This is a genomic window from Actinomadura sp. J1-007, assembly GCF_009793335.1.
GTDB lineage: Bacteria > Actinomycetota > Actinomycetes > Streptosporangiales > Streptosporangiaceae > Spirillospora > Spirillospora yumaensis.
Genome location: NZ_WING01000001.1, coordinates 106,888 through 123,669, shown reverse-complemented (window position 1 = coordinate 123,669; position 16,782 = coordinate 106,888). Strand labels below are relative to the sequence as shown.

At 73.7% G+C, this 16,782-nt stretch carries 12 protein-coding genes and 1 pseudogene; 12 read left to right on the top strand and 1 reads right to left on the bottom strand.

What is annotated here, in order from left to right:
• Positions 1–138: 138 nt before the first annotated feature.
• The 12 genes and pseudogenes from GEV43_RS00555 (at position 139) to GEV43_RS00500 (ending at position 15,105) form a co-directional block, all read left to right on the top strand.
• Positions 139–633, top strand: coding sequence for a vitamin K epoxide reductase family protein (locus GEV43_RS00555; RefSeq protein ID WP_160819030.1), 495 nt, complete (start codon positions 139–141; stop codon positions 631–633).
• Positions 634–703: 70 nt separating this feature from the next.
• Positions 704–1,480, top strand: coding sequence for a thioredoxin domain-containing protein (locus GEV43_RS00550; protein WP_160819029.1), 777 nt, complete (start codon positions 704–706; stop codon positions 1,478–1,480).
• A 227-nt stretch (positions 1,481–1,707) separates the two neighbouring features.
• Entirely contained in the window at positions 1,708–2,502 is a 795-nt protein-coding gene (locus GEV43_RS00545) for a thioredoxin domain-containing protein (RefSeq protein WP_160819028.1), read from the top strand.
• Positions 2,503–2,596: 94 nt separating this feature from the next.
• The gene (gene lgt / locus GEV43_RS00540) at positions 2,597–3,838 is read left to right on the top strand and encodes a prolipoprotein diacylglyceryl transferase (RefSeq protein WP_160819027.1); all 1,242 of its coding nucleotides are present in this window, start codon (positions 2,597–2,599) and stop codon (positions 3,836–3,838) included.
• 85 nt (positions 3,839–3,923) lie between these two features.
• Positions 3,924–4,549 (top strand): annotated as a pseudogene (locus GEV43_RS00535) (VIT1/CCC1 transporter family protein).
• Between the two features lie 70 nt (positions 4,550–4,619).
• Positions 4,620–5,417, top strand: coding sequence for a hypothetical protein (locus GEV43_RS00530; protein WP_160819026.1), 798 nt, complete (start codon positions 4,620–4,622; stop codon positions 5,415–5,417).
• Between the two features lie 732 nt (positions 5,418–6,149).
• A complete protein-coding gene (locus tag GEV43_RS00525; RefSeq protein ID WP_160819025.1) occupies positions 6,150–6,914 on the top strand; it encodes a hypothetical protein in 765 nt (254 codons plus the stop codon).
• 410 nt (positions 6,915–7,324) lie between these two features.
• The gene (gltB, locus tag GEV43_RS00520; RefSeq protein WP_160819024.1) at positions 7,325–11,881 is read left to right on the top strand and encodes a glutamate synthase large subunit; all 4,557 of its coding nucleotides are present in this window, start codon (positions 7,325–7,327) and stop codon (positions 11,879–11,881) included.
• A 14-nt stretch (positions 11,882–11,895) separates the two neighbouring features.
• Entirely contained in the window at positions 11,896–13,359 is a 1,464-nt protein-coding gene (locus tag GEV43_RS00515; RefSeq protein ID WP_160819023.1) for a glutamate synthase subunit beta, read from the top strand.
• 94 nt (positions 13,360–13,453) lie between these two features.
• Positions 13,454–14,032 carry a GNAT family N-acetyltransferase gene (locus tag GEV43_RS00510; RefSeq protein ID WP_160819022.1) on the top strand — a complete coding sequence of 193 codons (579 nt, stop codon included), beginning with the start codon at positions 13,454–13,456 and terminating at the stop codon, positions 14,030–14,032.
• Positions 14,033–14,087: 55 nt separating this feature from the next.
• Complete coding sequence (locus GEV43_RS00505; RefSeq protein WP_160819021.1) at positions 14,088–14,513, top strand: helix-turn-helix transcriptional regulator; 426 nt, start codon at positions 14,088–14,090, stop codon at positions 14,511–14,513.
• Between the two features lie 133 nt (positions 14,514–14,646).
• Positions 14,647–15,105 carry a VOC family protein gene (locus GEV43_RS00500; RefSeq protein WP_160819020.1) on the top strand — a complete coding sequence of 153 codons (459 nt, stop codon included), beginning with the start codon at positions 14,647–14,649 and terminating at the stop codon, positions 15,103–15,105.
• Here the strand turns inward: GEV43_RS00500 and GEV43_RS00495 are convergent, their stop codons facing one another.
• Positions 15,106–16,533 (bottom strand): pyridoxal-dependent decarboxylase, encoded by a 1,428-nt coding sequence (locus tag GEV43_RS00495; RefSeq protein ID WP_160819019.1) that lies wholly within the window; start codon positions 16,531–16,533, stop codon positions 15,106–15,108.
• Positions 16,534–16,782: the final 249 nt, after the last annotated feature.

Sequence of the window (16,782 nt, the reverse complement as noted above, 5' to 3'; positions counted from 1 at the left end):
TTCGTCGACCTTCCACGGGCGCTTCGCGCGCCCGCCGGGAACTCGCCGGCACCGCCGCCCCGTTCGTGCTTGTGGCGGGGCCGCTCTCCCGTAGGGTGAGTGTTCGCCAGCGCAGGGTGCCGGCCCGGAAGGATCACGATGACGCAAGAGACGACGGCGCGGGACGCCGGCGCGGCGGCCCCCGGCCCGGCCCGGCCGCTCTGGTTCCTCGCCCCGGCCTGGCTGCTCACGCTCGCCGGGCTCGGGATCTCGGTCTACCTCACGATCACGCACTACGACAGCGACGTGAACCTGGTCTGCTCGGCCAGCAGCACCGTCGACTGCCACGCGGTGACGACCAGCAAGTACTCCGAGCTCGCCGGGGTCCCGCTGCCGCTGCTCGGGCTGCTGTTCTTCGTCGCGTTCGCCGTGCTGATCACCCCCTGGGCCCTCCGCGCCGAGCACCCCCTGCTGCGCTGGAGCCGGATCGCGAGCGCGTCGGTCGGCGTGCTGTTCGTGGTCTACCTGGTCACGGTGGAGCTGGCGCTGCTGCACAAGGTCTGCCTGTGGTGCACCGGGGTGCACGGCATCACTATCCTGCTGTTCGTCCTCGTTCTGCTCGACGAGTTCCGCCGGATCGGCCAGGTCGACTAGCCTCCTGGAAACCCCGCCGGAACGGGCCGCGCCGCGTCGGCGTGGAGGCCCCCCACGCATAGGAGATCCAATGAGCAAGGCCGCACGGGAGCGCTCCGCGAGGGAACGCCTGGCCGCCGAGCGCAAGCGGCAGGCGGCGCGGGACAAGCAGCGGCGGCTGCTCGCCATCGTGCTCGGCGCGGTCGTGGCGGTGGCGGTCGTGGTCGTCGCCGCGGTCCTGGTCCTCAACCGCGAGGACAAGGGCGGCCAGACCGCCTCGGCGCACACCGGGCAGCTCGCCCCGGTCACCCGCGAGGCCGACGGGTCGGTCGTGATGGCGAAGCAGGGCGTGACCAAGCCGGTGCTGGAGATCTTCGAGGACTTCCAGTGCCCCATCTGCAAGCAGATGGAGGAGACCACCGGCAAGACCGTCCAGCAGCTCGCCCTGGAGGGCAAGGCCAAGGTCGTCTACCGCCCGTTCCACCTGTTCGGGCAGCAGCGCGACCCCGTGAAGACCAACTCGCTGCGGTCGGCCGCCGCGGCGCTCTGCGTGCCCGCCGACAAGTGGGTCTCCTACCACGACGCGCTCTTCAAGTTCCAGCCGGAGGAGGGCTCGAAGGGCTTCGCGCCCAAGGACCTCGCCAAGTGGGGCAAGGACGTCGGCGTCACCGACCCCGGCTTCGAGAAGTGCGTCACCGACATGCAGAAGAAGCCCCAGGTCGACGCGATGACCAAGTACGCCCTCCAGGACCGCAAGGTCGAGGGCACCCCGACGGTCTTCCTGGACGGCAAGCAGCTCGACCTCCAGAGCCAGATCATGAACCCGAAGGCCCTGGAGGCCGCCGTCACCGCCGCCTCCGGCAAGTAACCGACCGGTCGTACGGACGGACGCCGCGCCGACGCGGTCCGTCCCGTCCCGTCCGTCCGGCCCGAGCCGCCTTTCCGGGCCGCCGAGTTCGTTCGCCGGGTCGCCGTCCGTTCCGCGGACGGCGGCCCGGTTCGGCGTCGCGACGGCGCGGCCCACCCGCCGCCGGACGGTCCCCCCACTACGCTCTTACCTGCGACAACAGCGGGGCAAGGCCGATCGGGGGATCGATGAGCAACGCCGGGAGAGAGCGTTCCGCACGGGACCGGCTCGCGGAGCGGAGGGCGGCGGACGCCGCGCGGCGGCGCAAGCAGCGGCTGCTGCTGGTGGTCCTCGGCGCCGTGGCCGCGGCGGCCGTCGCCGTGGTGGTCGTCACGGTGGTCGTGCGGCAGGGCGACGACGACCCCGGCCCGTCCTACGGCGGGGCGCTGGCGCCGACGGCCCGGCAGCCGGACGGCTCGGTGGCGATGGCCGCCGCGGGCGTCACCGCGCCGGTGCTGGAGGTGTACGAGGACTTCCAGTGCCCCGCGTGCAGGCACCTGGAGGACACCCTGGGCGCCACGATCAAGGAGCTGGCCGCGCAGGGCAAGGCCAAGGTCGTCTACCGGCCGTTCCAGCTCTTCCGGCAGGAGCCGCTGAAGTCCAACTCCCGGCGCGCCGCCAACGCCGCCGAGTGCGCGCCCGCCGACCGGTGGGTCCAGTACCACGACAGGATCTACGGCCACCAGCCGCCCGAGGGCGACAAGGGCTTCTCCAACGCCGACCTGATCGAGTGGGCGGGGAAGGCCGGGATCGCCGGCGACCCGTTCGCCCGGTGCGTGAACGGCGGCCAGAGGCTCGCGGCGGTCGACCGGGCCGGGGCGCACGCCCAGCAGGCCGGCGTGACCGGCACCCCCCACCTCGCGCTGAACGGCGCGAAGATCGCCGACGAGGCGCTGGCCTCGCCGGACGCGCTCCGCAAGGCCGTCCAGGACGCCGGGAGGAACGCTCCCGCGCCCGGCGGGTCGGCGTCGCCGTCGCGGTGACGGGCGCGCCCCGGGGCGACCGCCGGGAGACGATCGCGCGTCCTGATCGCGGACGTGCGGCCCTCGCCCGCCGGAGGCGGTAACGTCAACGCTCATGCAGCCGCTCGCCTTCATCCCGAGTCCCTCACAGGGCGTCTGGCATCTCGGGCCGATCCCGGTCCGCGCCTACGCCATCATGATCATCATCGGCATCGTCGTCGCCGTCTGGCTGGGCGAGCGGCGCTGGGCGGCCAAGGGCGGCGCGCCCGGTGTGATCATCGACGTCGCCGTCTGGGCGGTGCCGTTCGGCCTGGTCGGCGGGCGCCTGTACCACGTGGTCACCGACTACCAGCTCTACTTCGGCGACGGCGGCGAGCCGGTGAAGGCGCTGAAGATCTGGGAGGGCGGCCTCGGCATCTGGGGGGCGGTCGTCCTCGGCGCGCTCGGCGCCTGGATCGGCTGCCGCAGGCACGGCGTCTCGGTCGCCGCGCTCGGCGACGCGATCGCCCCCGGCATCGCCCTCGCGCAGGCCATCGGCCGCTGGGGCAACTACTGGAACCAGGAGCTGTACGGGCGCCCGCTCGACACGTTCTGGGCCCTCAAGATCGACTACGCGCACCGTCCGACGCTGCCGGGCGGCGCCCGCGACCCCGAGTACGCCGACGTCGCGACCTACCACCCGACGTTCCTGTACGAGTCGCTGTGGTGCGTCGGCGTCGCGATCCTCGTCATCTGGGCGGGACGGCGCTACAAGCTCACGCACGGCCGCACGTTCGCGCTGTACGTGGCCGCCTACACCCTCGGGCGGTTCTGGATCGAGTCGCTGCGCATCGACGAGGCCCACCACGTCCTCGGCATGCGCCTGAACGACTGGACGGCCGTCCTCGTCTTCGTGGGCGCCATCGCGTACCTCTTCTGGGCGCGCAGGCTCACCGGCCCCGAGGACCTCGGCCACGTCCCCGCGGTCCCCGACGACGGCGCGTCGGCGCCGGCCGCCGGAGCCGGGACCGGCACCGACTCGGAGCCGGAGGCCGGGCCCAAGGCCGAGGGCGCGGAGAAGGTGGACCTCCGGAAGAAGGCCGAGCCGAAGCCGAAGCCGGAACCGGCACCGGAGACGGAGCCGGAGACGGACGAGAAGCCTGAGGCCGAGGCCGATCCCAAGGACGACGAGCCCGAGCCCGAGCCGGAAGCGGAAGCGGAAGCGGAGAGCGCCGCGGCGGCGGATGAGCCCGAGCCCGAGGACAAGGCCCAGGACGAGCCCGAGGCCGCCGAGGACGGTCCGGAGCCGGAGCCGGTGAAGGAGAAGGAGACCGCCGGGGCCGACGGCAAAGGGGAGCCCGTCAGGGATTCCCAGTGACCGAGGGAACGGGGCGTCCGCCGAACACCACCACCAGCACCGCGACGTCACGGGCGGGTGGCTGCGGCCCGCGGTGTTCGGCGCGATGGACGGGCTGGTCTCCAACTTCGCGCTGATCGCCGGGATCGCGGGCGGGCAGGCGAGCCAGAAGGTCGTGCTGCTGGCCGGGCTCGCGGGCCTCGCGGCGGGCGCGTTCTCGATGGCGGCGGGGAGTACATCTCCGTCGCGTCGCAGTCGGAGCTGGCCGAGGCCGAGATCGAGGTGGAGCGCCTGGAGCTGGCGCGCCATCCCCGCGCCGAGGAGCGCGAGCTCGCGGAGGTGTACGAGGCGCGCGGCGTGGACCCCGAGACGGCCGCCGAGGTCGCCCGGCAGCTCTCGCGCAACCCCGAGGGCGCGCTGGAGATCCACGCGCGCGAGGAGCTCGGGGTGGCGCCGGGCGAGCTGCCGTCGCCGCTGCTCGCGGCCGGGTCGTCGTTCCTGTCGTTCGCGATCGGGGCCGTCCTGCCCGTCCTGCCGTACCTGCTGGGGGCCACGAGCCTGTGGCCGGCGGCGGTGATCGCGGGGGCGGGGCTGTTCGCGGCCGGGGCGCTGGTGTCGCGGGTCACGACCCGGGCGTGGTGGTTCGGCGGGCTGCGGCAGTTCGCGTTCGGGGCGGCCGCGGCGGCGATCACGTACGGCGTCGGCGCGCTCATCGGCACCAACGGGGCGTGACCGCATTGAATCCGGATGAAACGGCCTTTTGGCCCCGCCGGGGGCGGCCGGGGCGCTAGGCTCCGGGACTGTGATCGGAGCGCGTGACACTGGTTCCCAGCAGGCGGACCGCCCGGAGGGCGGCCGGGACTTCTGGCCCGAGGACGAGTCCGGCGGCGGGAAGAAGAAGGGGCCCAACCCGAAGCTGCTGTACGGCGCGGCGGCGGCCGTGGTCGTGGTCGTCGCGGCCGTGGTCGGCGCGGTGGTGCTGACCGGCGGCGGGGACGACTCCAAGTCCGCCGACGGCGGCAACGGCAAGCAGGTGCTGCCGACCGCCTACACCCCCGACTTCGACGGCGACGGCATGGCGAAGGTGGCCCGCCGGGCCGCCGACAAGCGGCCGTTCACCGAGGGCGAGGTCTTCGGCGGCGACGCCAAGAGCGTCAAGTCCGGCAGGTTCTCGTTCACGCTCGCCGGGTCGCAGGTCTCCGCCGACTGCAAGGCGGTCACGTGGGGCCCGCGGCTCCAGGCCGACCTCGCCAAACACGGCTGCACGCAGATCGCCCGCGGCGCGTACCTCAGCTCCGACAAGCAGTTCGCCGGGCAGTTCATGATGATCAACCTGGAGAGCCAGGAGGGCGTCCAGCAGATCCTGCGCGACCTCGACCGCGCCACCGGGGCCGGGTTCGTGCTGCCGCTGAAGGCTCCGGGCGCGCCCTCGTTCGGCTCCGGGTTCAGCGCCGCGTACGCCAAGACCTACGGGCACTACGCGGTGGTCTCCTGGGTGCAGCGGGCGGGCGGCGCGCAGCCCCGGTCGCTGAACGACCTGATCGAGGCCAGCCTCGCGATCGAGCGGCCCGCCGACTTCGTGTACGGGCGGTTCGGGTGACCGGCGGGCGCGCCGTCCCGGCGTCCGGGGCGCGGCGCGGCGCCGCGCGCACGGCCGGCAGGCAGTAGTCTGCGCGGTCGTGGAGCACGATGAGCCCGGCCGCCGAGGCGGCCCCAGGCGCGGACCGGTGACCCGCGGGGGAGGGCGGCAGCCCGCCCCGCGCAGGGGAGCGCCGCGCCGCGCCGGAGGCCCCCGCCGCACGCCGCCGTCCGCGCCCCGTCCGGGCCGCGGCGACGCCGCCGGGCGTCCGCCCGCGCGTGACGAGGACGCCGCCCGGCCGCAGCCGCCCTACCCGGACGAGTCCCCGGCCCAGCCCCCGCCCTCGCGCGGCGGTCGCGGTGGGCGCGGCGGCAAGGGCCGTGCCCCGAAGGAACGGGCCCCGAAGGACCGTGCCAAACGGCCCAAGGGCCGTGCCCCGAGAACCGCCGCCGCCCGAGCCGGGACGTCCCGTACGAGGCCCCTCAGGAGCCCGCCTACGAGGACCCGGCCTACCCGGCGTACGCCGAGGATCCGGCCTACCAGCAGTACCAGCAGGCCCAGGAGTATCCGTACGACCCGGGGTATCAGCAGGAGCCTGAGTACCAGCACGACCTCGGCTACCAGCAGGATCAGGGGTACCAGGGAGAGGCTGACTACGGGGAATCCTCGGCGCAGGCCGGGCCGCCGTCACCGTCGCCGCCGCCGGCCAGGACCGCTCGGCGGGGTGCGAAGCGCGGGGGGCCGTCGGGCGGCTTGCTCGGCGGGCTGGGGCCGCGGGTGTACTTCGGCGCGGCCGGGGCGCTCGGCGTCGTTCTGGTCGGGGTGCTCGTCCTGGTGCTGGTCACCGGGTCCGGTGGGGGCGGCGGGGCCGCGCACGCGCCGAGGGCGGCGCTGCCGCCGATGGGGCGCGCCGCGGCGACCGGCCCGTCGCCCGACTCGTACTCCAGTTCCCCGTCCACGCAGGCGTACCGGACGATCGCGGCGCGGACGAGCGACGGGGCCCCGCTGACCGAGCACGAGCTGTTCCCCGCCGAGGCCAGGACGATCACGACGCCGGACGGCCGGGCGCGCCCGGCGCTGCGGGCCAAGCGGCTCGACCGCGACTGCGCCGCCGCCGTCTGGGGCGCGGCGACCGCGGGCGCGCTGCGGCAGGGCCGCTGCACGCAGGCCGGACGCGCCACGTACGCCGACACCCGGCGGGGCTACGCGGTGTCGGTGACGGTGTTCAACCTGGCGTCCGCGCCCGACTCCGACCGGGTCGTCCAGGCCATCGGGGACGGCCGCGGCGCGGGCTTCGTCCTGCCGCTGCCCGCCGGGTCCGCGCAGGTGGACCGGTTCGGGCAGGGGTACGGGATGGCGCGGGGCCTCGCGATGGGCCACTACGCGGTCGTCGCGTGGGCGCAGCGCCTGGACGGCAAGGGCGACGAGCGCGACGAGACGCTGCTGTCCCTGCTGATCGAGGGCGGCAAGGCCCCCTCGGTGCTCGGCCGCGCGGCCCGTACGTCCGGCGGCTCCTGAACGGCCGGCCGTGATCCACCGCCGCTGACCGGTCCGCGGGGAGGCGGTGGCCCGGATCTTGACCGGGGGGACGGGCCGTCCTGACGGGCGGCGCCGACTGGAGACGGCCGGTTCCAGCCGCCGAGGGTTGCCTCGCGTATCGCTCTTGTTTCCGGTTTCACACCGTAAACATCCCTTCCCGGTGACGATGATCACCGAGGTCAGCGCGTTTTCGCCCGGATGAAGCCAGCTATCCTGGTCTAAACCACTCAGCGGTGACCTACGGCGGATCGGCGGTCGGAAGTTTCGCGATCCGGTCCAGTCGGGCATGATCCCGGCAGTGATGTAATGTCATCACACCGCAGCAGGGCCAACGTCGTCCCGGACTGCACTGACATCGAAGCAGTGACACGAAGACGACGGGAGGGTTGATGGCTGCTGCTGCCCTCACACCGGGCCGCCCCGTTTCCCAGGGGCTCTACGACCCGGCTGACGAGCACGACGCGTGCGGCGTCGGCATGGTCGCTGACCTGCACGGACGCAAGAGCCACGACATCGTCCAGAACGCCCTGACCGTCCTGCGGAACCTGGACCACCGCGGGGCCGTCGGCGCGGAGCCCGACGACGGGGACGGCGTCGGCATCCTCGTCCAGATCCCCGACGCGTTCTTCCGCGAGGTGTGCGGCTTCGCGCTGCCCGAGGCGGGCGGCTACGCGGCGGGCATCGCGTTCCTGCCCGCCGAGGCCGAGGAGCGCGCCGCCGCGGTCGAGCACGTCGAGACGCTGTGCGTCGAGGAGGGCCTGACCGTCCTCGGCTGGCGCGAGCTGCCGTACGACGCGGCGTTCGCCGGCCCGGCCGCCCGCCGGGTCATGCCGCACTTCGCCCAGCTCTTCCTGGCCCCCGCCGCGCGCGGGCCGCACGCGGGCAAGACGGGCCTGGAGCTCGACCGCGCCGTGTTCTGCATGCGCGAGCGGGCCGAGCAGGACGTCCGGGTCTACTTCCCGAGCCTGTCGAGCCGGACGCTGGTCTACAAGGGGATGCTGACCACCCCGCAGCTGGAGCCGTTCTTCCCCGACCTGTCGGACCGCCGGTTCGCCAGCGCGATCGCGCTCGTGCACTCGCGGTTCTCGACCAACACCTTCCCGGCGTGGGAGCTGGCGCACCCCTACCGGTTCATCGCGCACAACGGCGAGATCAACACGGTCAAGGGCAACCGGAACTGGATGCGCGCCCGCGAGGCGCTGCTGAAGTCCGACCTGATCCCGGGCGAGCTGTCCCGGATCTACCCGGTGATCGACATCGAGGCGAGCGACACCGCCTCGTTCGACGAGTGCCTGGAGCTGCTGCACCTCGGCGGCCGGTCGCTGCCGCACGCGGTGCTGATGATGATCCCCGAGGCGTGGGAGAACCACGCCGAGATGGACGCCGAGCGCCGCGCGTTCTACGAGTTCCACTCCACCCTGATGGAGGCGTGGGACGGCCCGGCGAGCGTCAGCTTCACCGACGGCACGGTCGTCGGCGCGGTCCTGGACCGCAACGGGCTGCGCCCCGGCCGCTACTGGGTGACCGACGAGGGCCTGGTCGTGCTCGCCAGCGAGGCGGGCGTGCTCGACATCCCCGCCGACAAGGTGGTGCGCAAGGGCCGCCTCCAGCCCGGCAAGATCTTCCTGGTCGACACCGAGGCCGGGCGGATCGTCGAGGACGACGAGGTCAAGGCCGAGCTGGCGGCCGAGCACCCCTACGGGGAGTGGCTGCACGAGGGGCTCGTACGGTTCGAGGAGCTGCCCCGCCGCGAGCGGGAGATCCCGACGCACGAGACGCTGGTCAAGCGGCAGCAGACGTTCGGCTACACGCTCGAAGAGCAGCGGGTCATCCTGACGCCGATGGCGCGGACCGGCGCCGAGCCGATCGGGTCGATGGGCACCGACACCCCCATCGCGGTGCTGTCGAAGCGCCCGCGGCTGCTGTTCGACTACTTCAAGCAGCTGTTCGCGCAGGTCACCAACCCGCCGCTGGACGCGATCCGCGAGGAGCTGGTCACCTCGCTCCAGTCCACGCTCGGCCCGGAGGGCAACCTCCTGGAGCCCGGCCCGGACTCGTGCCGCCGGCTGGTGCTGCCCACCCCGATCCTCGACAACGACGAGCTCTCCAAGATCATCCACATCGACGACGAGGGGTCGCTGCCGCATCTGGCCGCCCACGTCGTCCACGGCCTGTACGACGTGGCCGGGGGAGGCGAGGCCCTGGAGGCGCGCCTGGAGGAGATCTGCTCGGAGGTGTCGCGGGCGATCGCGGGCGGCTCGCGGATCATCGTGCTGTCGGACCGCGGGTCGGACTCGGCGCGGGCAGCGATCCCGTCGCTGATGCTGACCGGTGCCGTCCACCACCACCTGATCAGGGAGAAGACCCGCACCCGGGTCGGCCTGGTGGTCGAGACGGCCGAGGCCCGCGAGTGCCACCACATGGCGCTGCTCATCGGGTACGGCGCGTCGGCGATCAACCCGTACCTGGCGATCGAGACGGTCGAGGACCTGATCCGCACCGGCGCGATCGAGGGCCTGGACCAGGAGAAGGCCGTCCGGAACCTGGTCAAGGCGTACGGCAAGGGCGTCCTGAAGGTCATGTCCAAGATGGGCGTGTCCACGGTCGCGTCCTACACCGGCGCGCAGATCTTCGAGGCGATCGGCCTCGGCGCGGGCGTCGTCGCCCGCTGCTTCACCGGCACCACGTCCCGGCTCGGCGGCGTCGGCTTCGACGTGCTCGCCCGCGAGGTCGCCGAGCGGCACCGCCGCGCGTACCCGCCGGGCGGGAACGAGGCGGCGCACCGCACCCTGGAGGTCGGCGGCGAGTACCAGTGGCGCCGCGAGGGCGAGCCGCACCTGTTCGACCCGGACACGGTGTTCAAGCTCCAGCACGCCACCCGCACCCGCCGCTACGAGATCTTCAAGGAGTACACCGCCGGCGTGGACGCGCAGGCCGAGCGGCTGATGACGCTGCGCGGGCTGTTCCGGCTCAAGGAGGGCGAGCGGCCCGCCGTGCCGATCGAGGAGGTCGAGCCGGTCGCGGAGATCGTCAAGCGGTTCTCCACCGGCGCGATGTCGTACGGGTCGATCTCGGCGGAGGCGCACGAGACCCTCGCGATCGCGATGAACCGGCTCGGCGGCAAGTCCAACACCGGCGAGGGCGGCGAGGACGCGCGGCGGTTCACCCCCGACGAGAACGGCGACCTGCGCCGCAGCGCGATCAAGCAGGTGGCGTCCGGCCGGTTCGGCGTGACGTCGGAGTACCTGACCAACGCCGACGACATCCAGATCAAGATGGCGCAGGGCGCCAAGCCCGGCGAGGGCGGCCAGCTCCCCGGCCACAAGGTGTACCCGTGGATCGCCAAGACGCGGCACTCCACGCCCGGCGTCGGCCTCATCTCGCCGCCGCCGCACCACGACATCTACTCGATCGAGGACCTCGCCCAGCTCATCCACGACCTGAAGAACGCCAACCCGGCCGCGCGCGTGCACGTCAAGCTCGTCGCGGAGGTCGGGGTCGGCACGGTCGCGGCGGGCGTGTCCAAGGCGCACGCCGACGTGGTGCTGATCTCCGGGCACGACGGCGGCACCGGCGCGTCCCCGCTCACCTCGCTCAAGCACGCGGGCGCGCCCTGGGAGCTCGGCCTCGCCGAGACCCAGCAGACGCTGCTGCTGAACGGGCTGCGCGACCGGATCGTCGTGCAGGCCGACGGGCAGCTCAAGACCGGCCGCGACGTGGTGGTCGCCGCGCTGCTCGGCGCGGAGGAGTTCGGCTTCGCGACCGCGCCGCTGGTGGTGTCGGGCTGCGTGATGATGCGGGTCTGCCACCTGGACACGTGCCCGGTCGGCGTCGCGACGCAGAACCCGGTGCTGCGCGAGCGGTTCGGCGGCAAGCCGGAGTTCGTGGTCAACTTCTTCGAGTTCATCGCCGAGGAGGTCCGCGAGTACCTGGCGGCCCTCGGGTTCCGTTCGCTGGACGAGGCGATCGGGCACGTCGAGATGATCGACGCGCACCGGGCCGTGGACCACTGGAAGGCGTCCGGCCTGGACCTCTCCCCGGTCCTGCACGCGCCCGAGCGCCCCTACGGCGACTCGATGCGGCAGGTCGCGGCGCAGGACCACGGGCTGGAGAAGGCGCTGGACAACACGTTGATCCAGCTCGCCGAGGGCGCGCTGGCGTTCGGCGACAAGGTCCGCCTCGACCTGCCGATCCGCAACGTCAACCGCACCGTCGGCACGATGCTCGGCCACGAGGTCACCAAGAAGTGGGGCGGCGCGGGCCTGCCCGACGACACGGTGGACGTCACGTTCACCGGTTCGGCGGGCAACTCGTTCGGCGCTTTCGTGCCGAGCGGCGTCACGCTGCGGCTCGTCGGCGACGCCAACGACTACGTCGGCAAGGGCCTGTCGGGCGGGCGCCTGACGCTGCGGCCCCCGGAGGACGCCGCGTTCGCCGCCGAGGAGCAGATCATCGGCGGCAACGTGATCCTGTACGGCGCGACGTCGGGCGAGCTGTTCGCGCGCGGCGTCGTCGGCGAGCGGTTCTGCGTCCGCAACTCCGGCGCCGTCGCGGTCGTCGAGGGCGTCGGCGACCACGCCTGCGAGTACATGACCGGCGGCCGGGCGGTGATCCTCGGCCGGACGGGCCGCAACCTCGCGGCCGGCATGTCCGGCGGGGTCGCCTACGTGCTGGACCTCGCGCCCGAACGGGTCAACCCCGAGATGGTCGACCTGGAACCGCTGGACGCCGCCGACGAGGCGTTCGTCCGCGAGCTGGTCGCGCGGCACCGCGCCGAGACCGGCTCGGCGGTCGCCGAGCGGCTGCTGGCGGACTGGGACGCCGCCGCGGCCCGCTTCACCAAGATCATGCCGCGGGACTACCGCAGGGTCCTGGAGGCCAAGGCGAAGGCCGAGGCCGAGGGACGCGACGTCGACGAGGCCATCATGGCCGCCGCGCAGAGCTGAGAGGGGGACTCCACATGGCCGACCCGAAGGGATTCCTGACCACGGCGCGGGAGCTCCCGAAGCGCCGCCCGGTGGACGTGCGGATCCGGAGCTGGTCCGAGGTCTACGAGGACTTCGGCCGGGACCGCCTGGAACGGCAGGCGAGCCGCTGCATGGACTGCGGCGTGCCGTTCTGCCACCAGGGCTGCCCGCTCGGCAACCTCATCCCCGAGTGGAACGACCTGGTCTACCGGCACGACTGGCACGAGGCGATCGAGCGGCTCCACGCCACCAACAACTTCCCGGAGTTCACCGGGAGGCTGTGCCCCGCCCCGTGCGAGAGCGCCTGCGTCCTCGGCATCAACCAGGACCCGGTGACGATCAAGCGGGTCGAGGTCGAGATCATCGACCGGGCCTGGGCCGAGGGCTGGGTGCGCCCGCAGCCGCCCGCGGTCAAGACCGGGAAGCGGGTCGCGGTCGTCGGGTCCGGCCCCGCCGGGCTCGCCGCCGCCCAGCAGCTCACCCGCGCCGGGCACGACGTGCGGGTGTACGAGCGGGCCGACCGCGTCGGCGGGCTGCTGCGCTACGGCATCCCCGAGTTCAAGATGGAGAAGCGGCACGTCGACCGCCGCGTCGCCCAGATGCGCGCGGAGGGCACCGACTTCAAGACCGGCGTGAACGCCGGCGTCGACGTCACCGGCGACGAGCTGCGCTCGCGGTACGACGCGGTCGTGCTCGCCGGCGGCGCCACCGCCTGGCGCGACCTGCCCGTCCCCGGCCGGGACCTGAACGGCGTGTACCAGGCGATGGAGTACCTCCCGCCCGCCAACCGGGTGCAGGAGGGCGACCTGGAGGTCTCGCCGATCTCGGCGGAGGGCAAGGACGTCGTGGTCATCGGCGGCGGCGACACCGGCGCCGACTGCATCGGCACGGCGATCCGGCAGGGCGCCCGCTCGGTCACCCAGCTGGAGATCATGCCGCGGCCGCCGAAGACCCGCCCGGACGCGCAGCCCTGGCCGACGTACCCGATGCTGTTCAAGATGGAGAGCGCCCACGAGGAGCTCGCCGACACCGGCGGCGAACGGGTCTACGCGATCTCCACGACCGAGTTCCTCGGCGACGCGAACGGCGACCTGCGGGCGCTGAGGATCGTCGAGGTGGGCGGCCCGGAGACCGGCTTCGCGCCGGTCGAGGGGACCGAGCGGGAGATCCCGGCGCAGCTCGTCACGCTCGCCATGGGCTTCCTCGGCCCGCAGCGGGAGGGCCTGCTGGAGCAGCTCGGCGTCGAGCTGGACCAGCGGGGCAACGTCGTCCGCGACAAGGACTACCGGACCTCGGTGGACGGCGTGTTCGTCGCCGGCGACATGGGCCGCGGGCAGTCCCTGATCGTGTGGGCGATCTCCGAGGGGCGCTCCGCCGCCCACGGCGTCGACCGGTTCCTGACCGGCCACAGCGCCCTGCCCTACCCGATCCCTCCGACGGCACGTCCGATAGCCTGACCGCCGTTCAACGACACCTCGCCCCGCCGCGCCGTGGCGGCGCCCCGTCCAGGGGCCGCCCGGCGCGGCGGGTTTCGTCTGCCATAGGGGGAACATGCCGACCCGGCGTCTGGATGTCACGACCTGGTACCTGGAGCAGCGCGACCCGTCCGACCTGAAGCCCGCGCGGGTCCCGTCGGTCCCGGTCGCGATCGCCCGCGCCGAGGTGCCGAGCCCCGAGCTGAGCCGGTTCCTCTACACCGCGGTCGGCGGCGACTGGTACTGGACCGACCGGCTCGGCTGGACGTACGAGCAGTGGCGCAACTGGCTGTCGCGCCCCGGCGTCGAGACCTGGGTCGCGTACCGGCTCGGCACCCCGGCCGGGTTCGTCGAGCTGGACCCGCAGCCGGACGGGGAGGTGGAGATCCCCTGCTTCGGCCTGCTCCCCGCGTTCACCGGCATGGGCCTCGGCGGGCACCTCCTCGACGTCGGCGCCCGCCGCGCCTGGGACCTCGCCTCCCGCTGGCCGGACCGCGCGCCCACCCGCCGCGTCTGGCTGCACACCTGCTCCAAGGACGGCCCGCACGCCCTGCCGAACTACCAGGCCAGGGGGTTCCGCGTGTACGACGTCCAGACCGGCCCGGAGACCGTCTCCCACACCCCGCCCGGCCCCTGGCCGGGCGCCCGCCGCTGACGCCCTGAGCGGCGCGCGGAGGGCGCGCCGCGGGACGCTGTGCCAGCATGTGGGGATGGGAACGGGGACGGGTGCGAGGGCGGTCGACGTGGCGACGCTGGCCCGCGTCCGGGCGGGCAGGGACGCCATGGACCGCGACTGGGCCGAGCCCCTCGACGTCGCCTCCGTCGCCGCGAGCGCCGGGTACTCGCGCTACCACTTCGTCCGGCTGTTCCGCGAGGTGTACGGCGAGACGCCCGGCCGCTACCTGAGCCGCCGCCGCGTCGAACGGGCCCGCGAGCTGCTGCGTTCGGCCAACCTGACCGTCACCGAGATCTGCGTGCTGGTCGGGTTCAGCAGCCTCGGCACGTTCTGCACGCGCTTCAAGGAGGAGACGGGCATGACGCCGACCGAGTTCCGCGCGCGGGCGCGGACCCCGGGCGCGGCGGCGATCCCGGGCTGCTTCGTGCTGTTCTGGGCCGGCGGTTTCCGGGGCCGCTGAACGGCCCGCCCGGCCCACCCGGCCCCTCCGTCCACGATGCCCCGCAACTTTCGAGAAGCCCGGCCGCGCGGCGCCGCCCTAGCGTGATCGCCACGGGGAGGCCCTCCCCGCACCGAACGGAGGGAGCGACGACATGATCACCGGACTCGGCCTCGCGACGATCTGGGTGCTCGACCAGGACTCGGCCAAGGCGTTCTTCGTCGACAAGCTCGGCCTGGAGGAACGCGCCGACATGACCCTCGGCGACGGCGGCATGCGCTGGGTCGCCGTCGGCGCCAAGGACCAGCCGAGCCTCCAGCTCGCGCTGATGGTCCCGGGGCCGCCCTCGCTGGACCCCGAGTCGGCCGGGCACCTGCGCGGGCTGATCGCCAAGGGCGTCCTCGGCGCGGGCGCGTTCAACACCGACGACTGCCGGGCGGAGTACGAGACGCTGTCGGCCCGGGGCGTCACGTTCATCCAGAAGCCCGAGCGGCGCCCGTACGGCATCGAGGCGATCTTCCGCGACGACTCGGGGAACTGGTACAGCCTCACCGAGCCGTTCGACAGCCTCGACGAGTCCGCGGACTGGTGCCCGCCGAAGGACGCCGGCTGATCACCTCACCTTGGGGGCCAGCTCGCGCAGGACGTCCAGCAGCAGCTCCACGTCGGCGGGCGTCGTGCGCCAGTTGAGCGGCGCGGGACGGAACACCGTCATGCCGCGGTAGGTGGTCGTCCCGGCGTACACGCGGCCGTCCGCGAGGAGGGCCTCGCCGAGGCGGGCGTTCAGCCCGTCCAGGTCCTCCTCGGGGACGTCCGGCGGACGGTAGCGGAAGCACACGACGCAGAGCTGTACGGGCGCGAGCAGCTCCAGGTCGGGGGCCTCCTCCACGAGCCCGCCGAGATGCCGCGCCACGTCCAGGTGGCGTTCCACCATGCGGCGGTGGCCGTCCCTCCCGTACGCGCGCAGCGTCGCCCAGATCGGCAGCGCCCGCGCCCGCCGCGACGACTCGGGGCCCAGCATGTTGTAGTTGACCCGCTCGTCGTCGGGGTCCGGCAGGTACGCCGCGCCCCACCCGCCGAACGCCGCGCCGAGCAGCGCGGGGTCCCGCACGAACGAGAAGCCGCTCTCGTACGGCACGTTCAGCCACTTGTGGCCGTCCGCGGTGACCGAGTCGGCGCGCTCGACCCCGCGCGCCAGGTGCGCGGTGCGCGGCGACAGCGCGGCGAACATCCCGAACGCGCCGTCCACGTGCAGCCACGCGCCGTACCGCCCGGCGAGGTCGGCGAGGTCCGCGATCGGGTCGGAGTCGCCGGTGTTGACGTCCCCGAGGTTCGCGACGATCACCGCGGGGGCGCCGTCCAGCGCGGCGAGCGCCGCCTCCATCGCGGGCAGGTCCACCCGGCCCGCGTCGTCCCGGGCGAACGTGCGCAGGGTGTCCCGGCCGCAGCCGAGGATCTGGAGGGCCTTGCGCGTGCTCACGTGCACCAGCCCGCTGCTGAGCACCGGCATCGCCGGCAGCCCCGCCAGGCCCTGCGACGTCACGTCCACGCCGTGCCGTCCCGCCCACCAGCACCGCGCCGCCGCGAGCCCCGTGACGTTGGCGAACGTCGCGCTCGGCGTCAGCACCCCGCCGTACGACGCGGGCAGCCCGAACAGCTCCCGCAGCCACCGCAGCACGACCGTCTCCACGCGCGCCGCGAGCGGCGAGGTCAGCCACAGTCCCGCCGCCTGGTCCAGCAGGGACGCCGTCCAGTCGCCCGCCATCGCCGCCGGGGTCGAGCCGCCGACCACGAAGTGGAAGAACCGCGGGCCGGACGAGTGCGTGGCGGCCGCCGTGCCGACCCGCAGCAGCCGTTCCACGCTCTCCACCGAGCCGTGCCCCTCCTCGGGCAGCGGGCCGTCCAGCTCGTCGATCAGCGCGTCGCGCGCCCGGTCGTGCACGGGCCGGTCCGCGAGCCCGTCCAGGTAGGGGCCCGCGGCCCGCGCCACCAGCCCGAGCGCGTCCGCCGCGATGTCCCGTTCGTCCAAAGGATCACCCATGCGGTCAGTGAAGCAGCGGCGCCGCCCGACCGCCAGACCTCGCCCCGCCCGCGAGACCTCGCCCCCGCGCGCCGGACCCCGCCCCGCGCGGCCGGGTCCCTCCCGTCGGCGGAATCTGGGCCGATCGTGGCCGCACCTTGTCACCGGGTGCCGTAATACGCGGCGTCCCTTGTGCCGCACCGAGCATTCGGCTACTTTTCGCGCCAGAGTCACGCACGTGGTACGCGGGACCGAGGGCCCCGGTCACCC

What these genes read in the sequence shown, in the direction of transcription:
- GEV43_RS00545 (WP_160819028.1), top strand. Translation starts at nt 1,708, where the DNA reads ATGAGCAACGCCGGGAGAGAGCGTTCCGCACGGGACCGGCTCGCGGAG.
- GEV43_RS00515 (WP_160819023.1), top strand. Translation starts at nt 11,896, where the DNA reads ATGGCCGACCCGAAGGGATTCCTGACCACGGCGCGGGAGCTCCCGAAG.
- lgt (WP_160819027.1), top strand. Translation starts at nt 2,597, where the DNA reads ATGCAGCCGCTCGCCTTCATCCCGAGTCCCTCACAGGGCGTCTGGCAT.
- gltB (WP_160819024.1), top strand. Translation starts at nt 7,325, where the DNA reads ATGGCTGCTGCTGCCCTCACACCGGGCCGCCCCGTTTCCCAGGGGCTC.
- GEV43_RS00505 (WP_160819021.1), top strand. Translation starts at nt 14,088, where the DNA reads ATGGGAACGGGGACGGGTGCGAGGGCGGTCGACGTGGCGACGCTGGCC.
- GEV43_RS00500 (WP_160819020.1), top strand. Translation starts at nt 14,647, where the DNA reads ATGATCACCGGACTCGGCCTCGCGACGATCTGGGTGCTCGACCAGGAC.
- GEV43_RS00550 (WP_160819029.1), top strand. Translation starts at nt 704, where the DNA reads ATGAGCAAGGCCGCACGGGAGCGCTCCGCGAGGGAACGCCTGGCCGCC.
- GEV43_RS00495 (WP_160819019.1), bottom strand. Translation starts at nt 16,533, where the DNA reads ATGGGTGATCCTTTGGACGAACGGGACATCGCGGCGGACGCGCTCGGG.
- GEV43_RS00555 (WP_160819030.1), top strand. Translation starts at nt 139, where the DNA reads ATGACGCAAGAGACGACGGCGCGGGACGCCGGCGCGGCGGCCCCCGGC.
- GEV43_RS00510 (WP_160819022.1), top strand. Translation starts at nt 13,454, where the DNA reads ATGCCGACCCGGCGTCTGGATGTCACGACCTGGTACCTGGAGCAGCGC.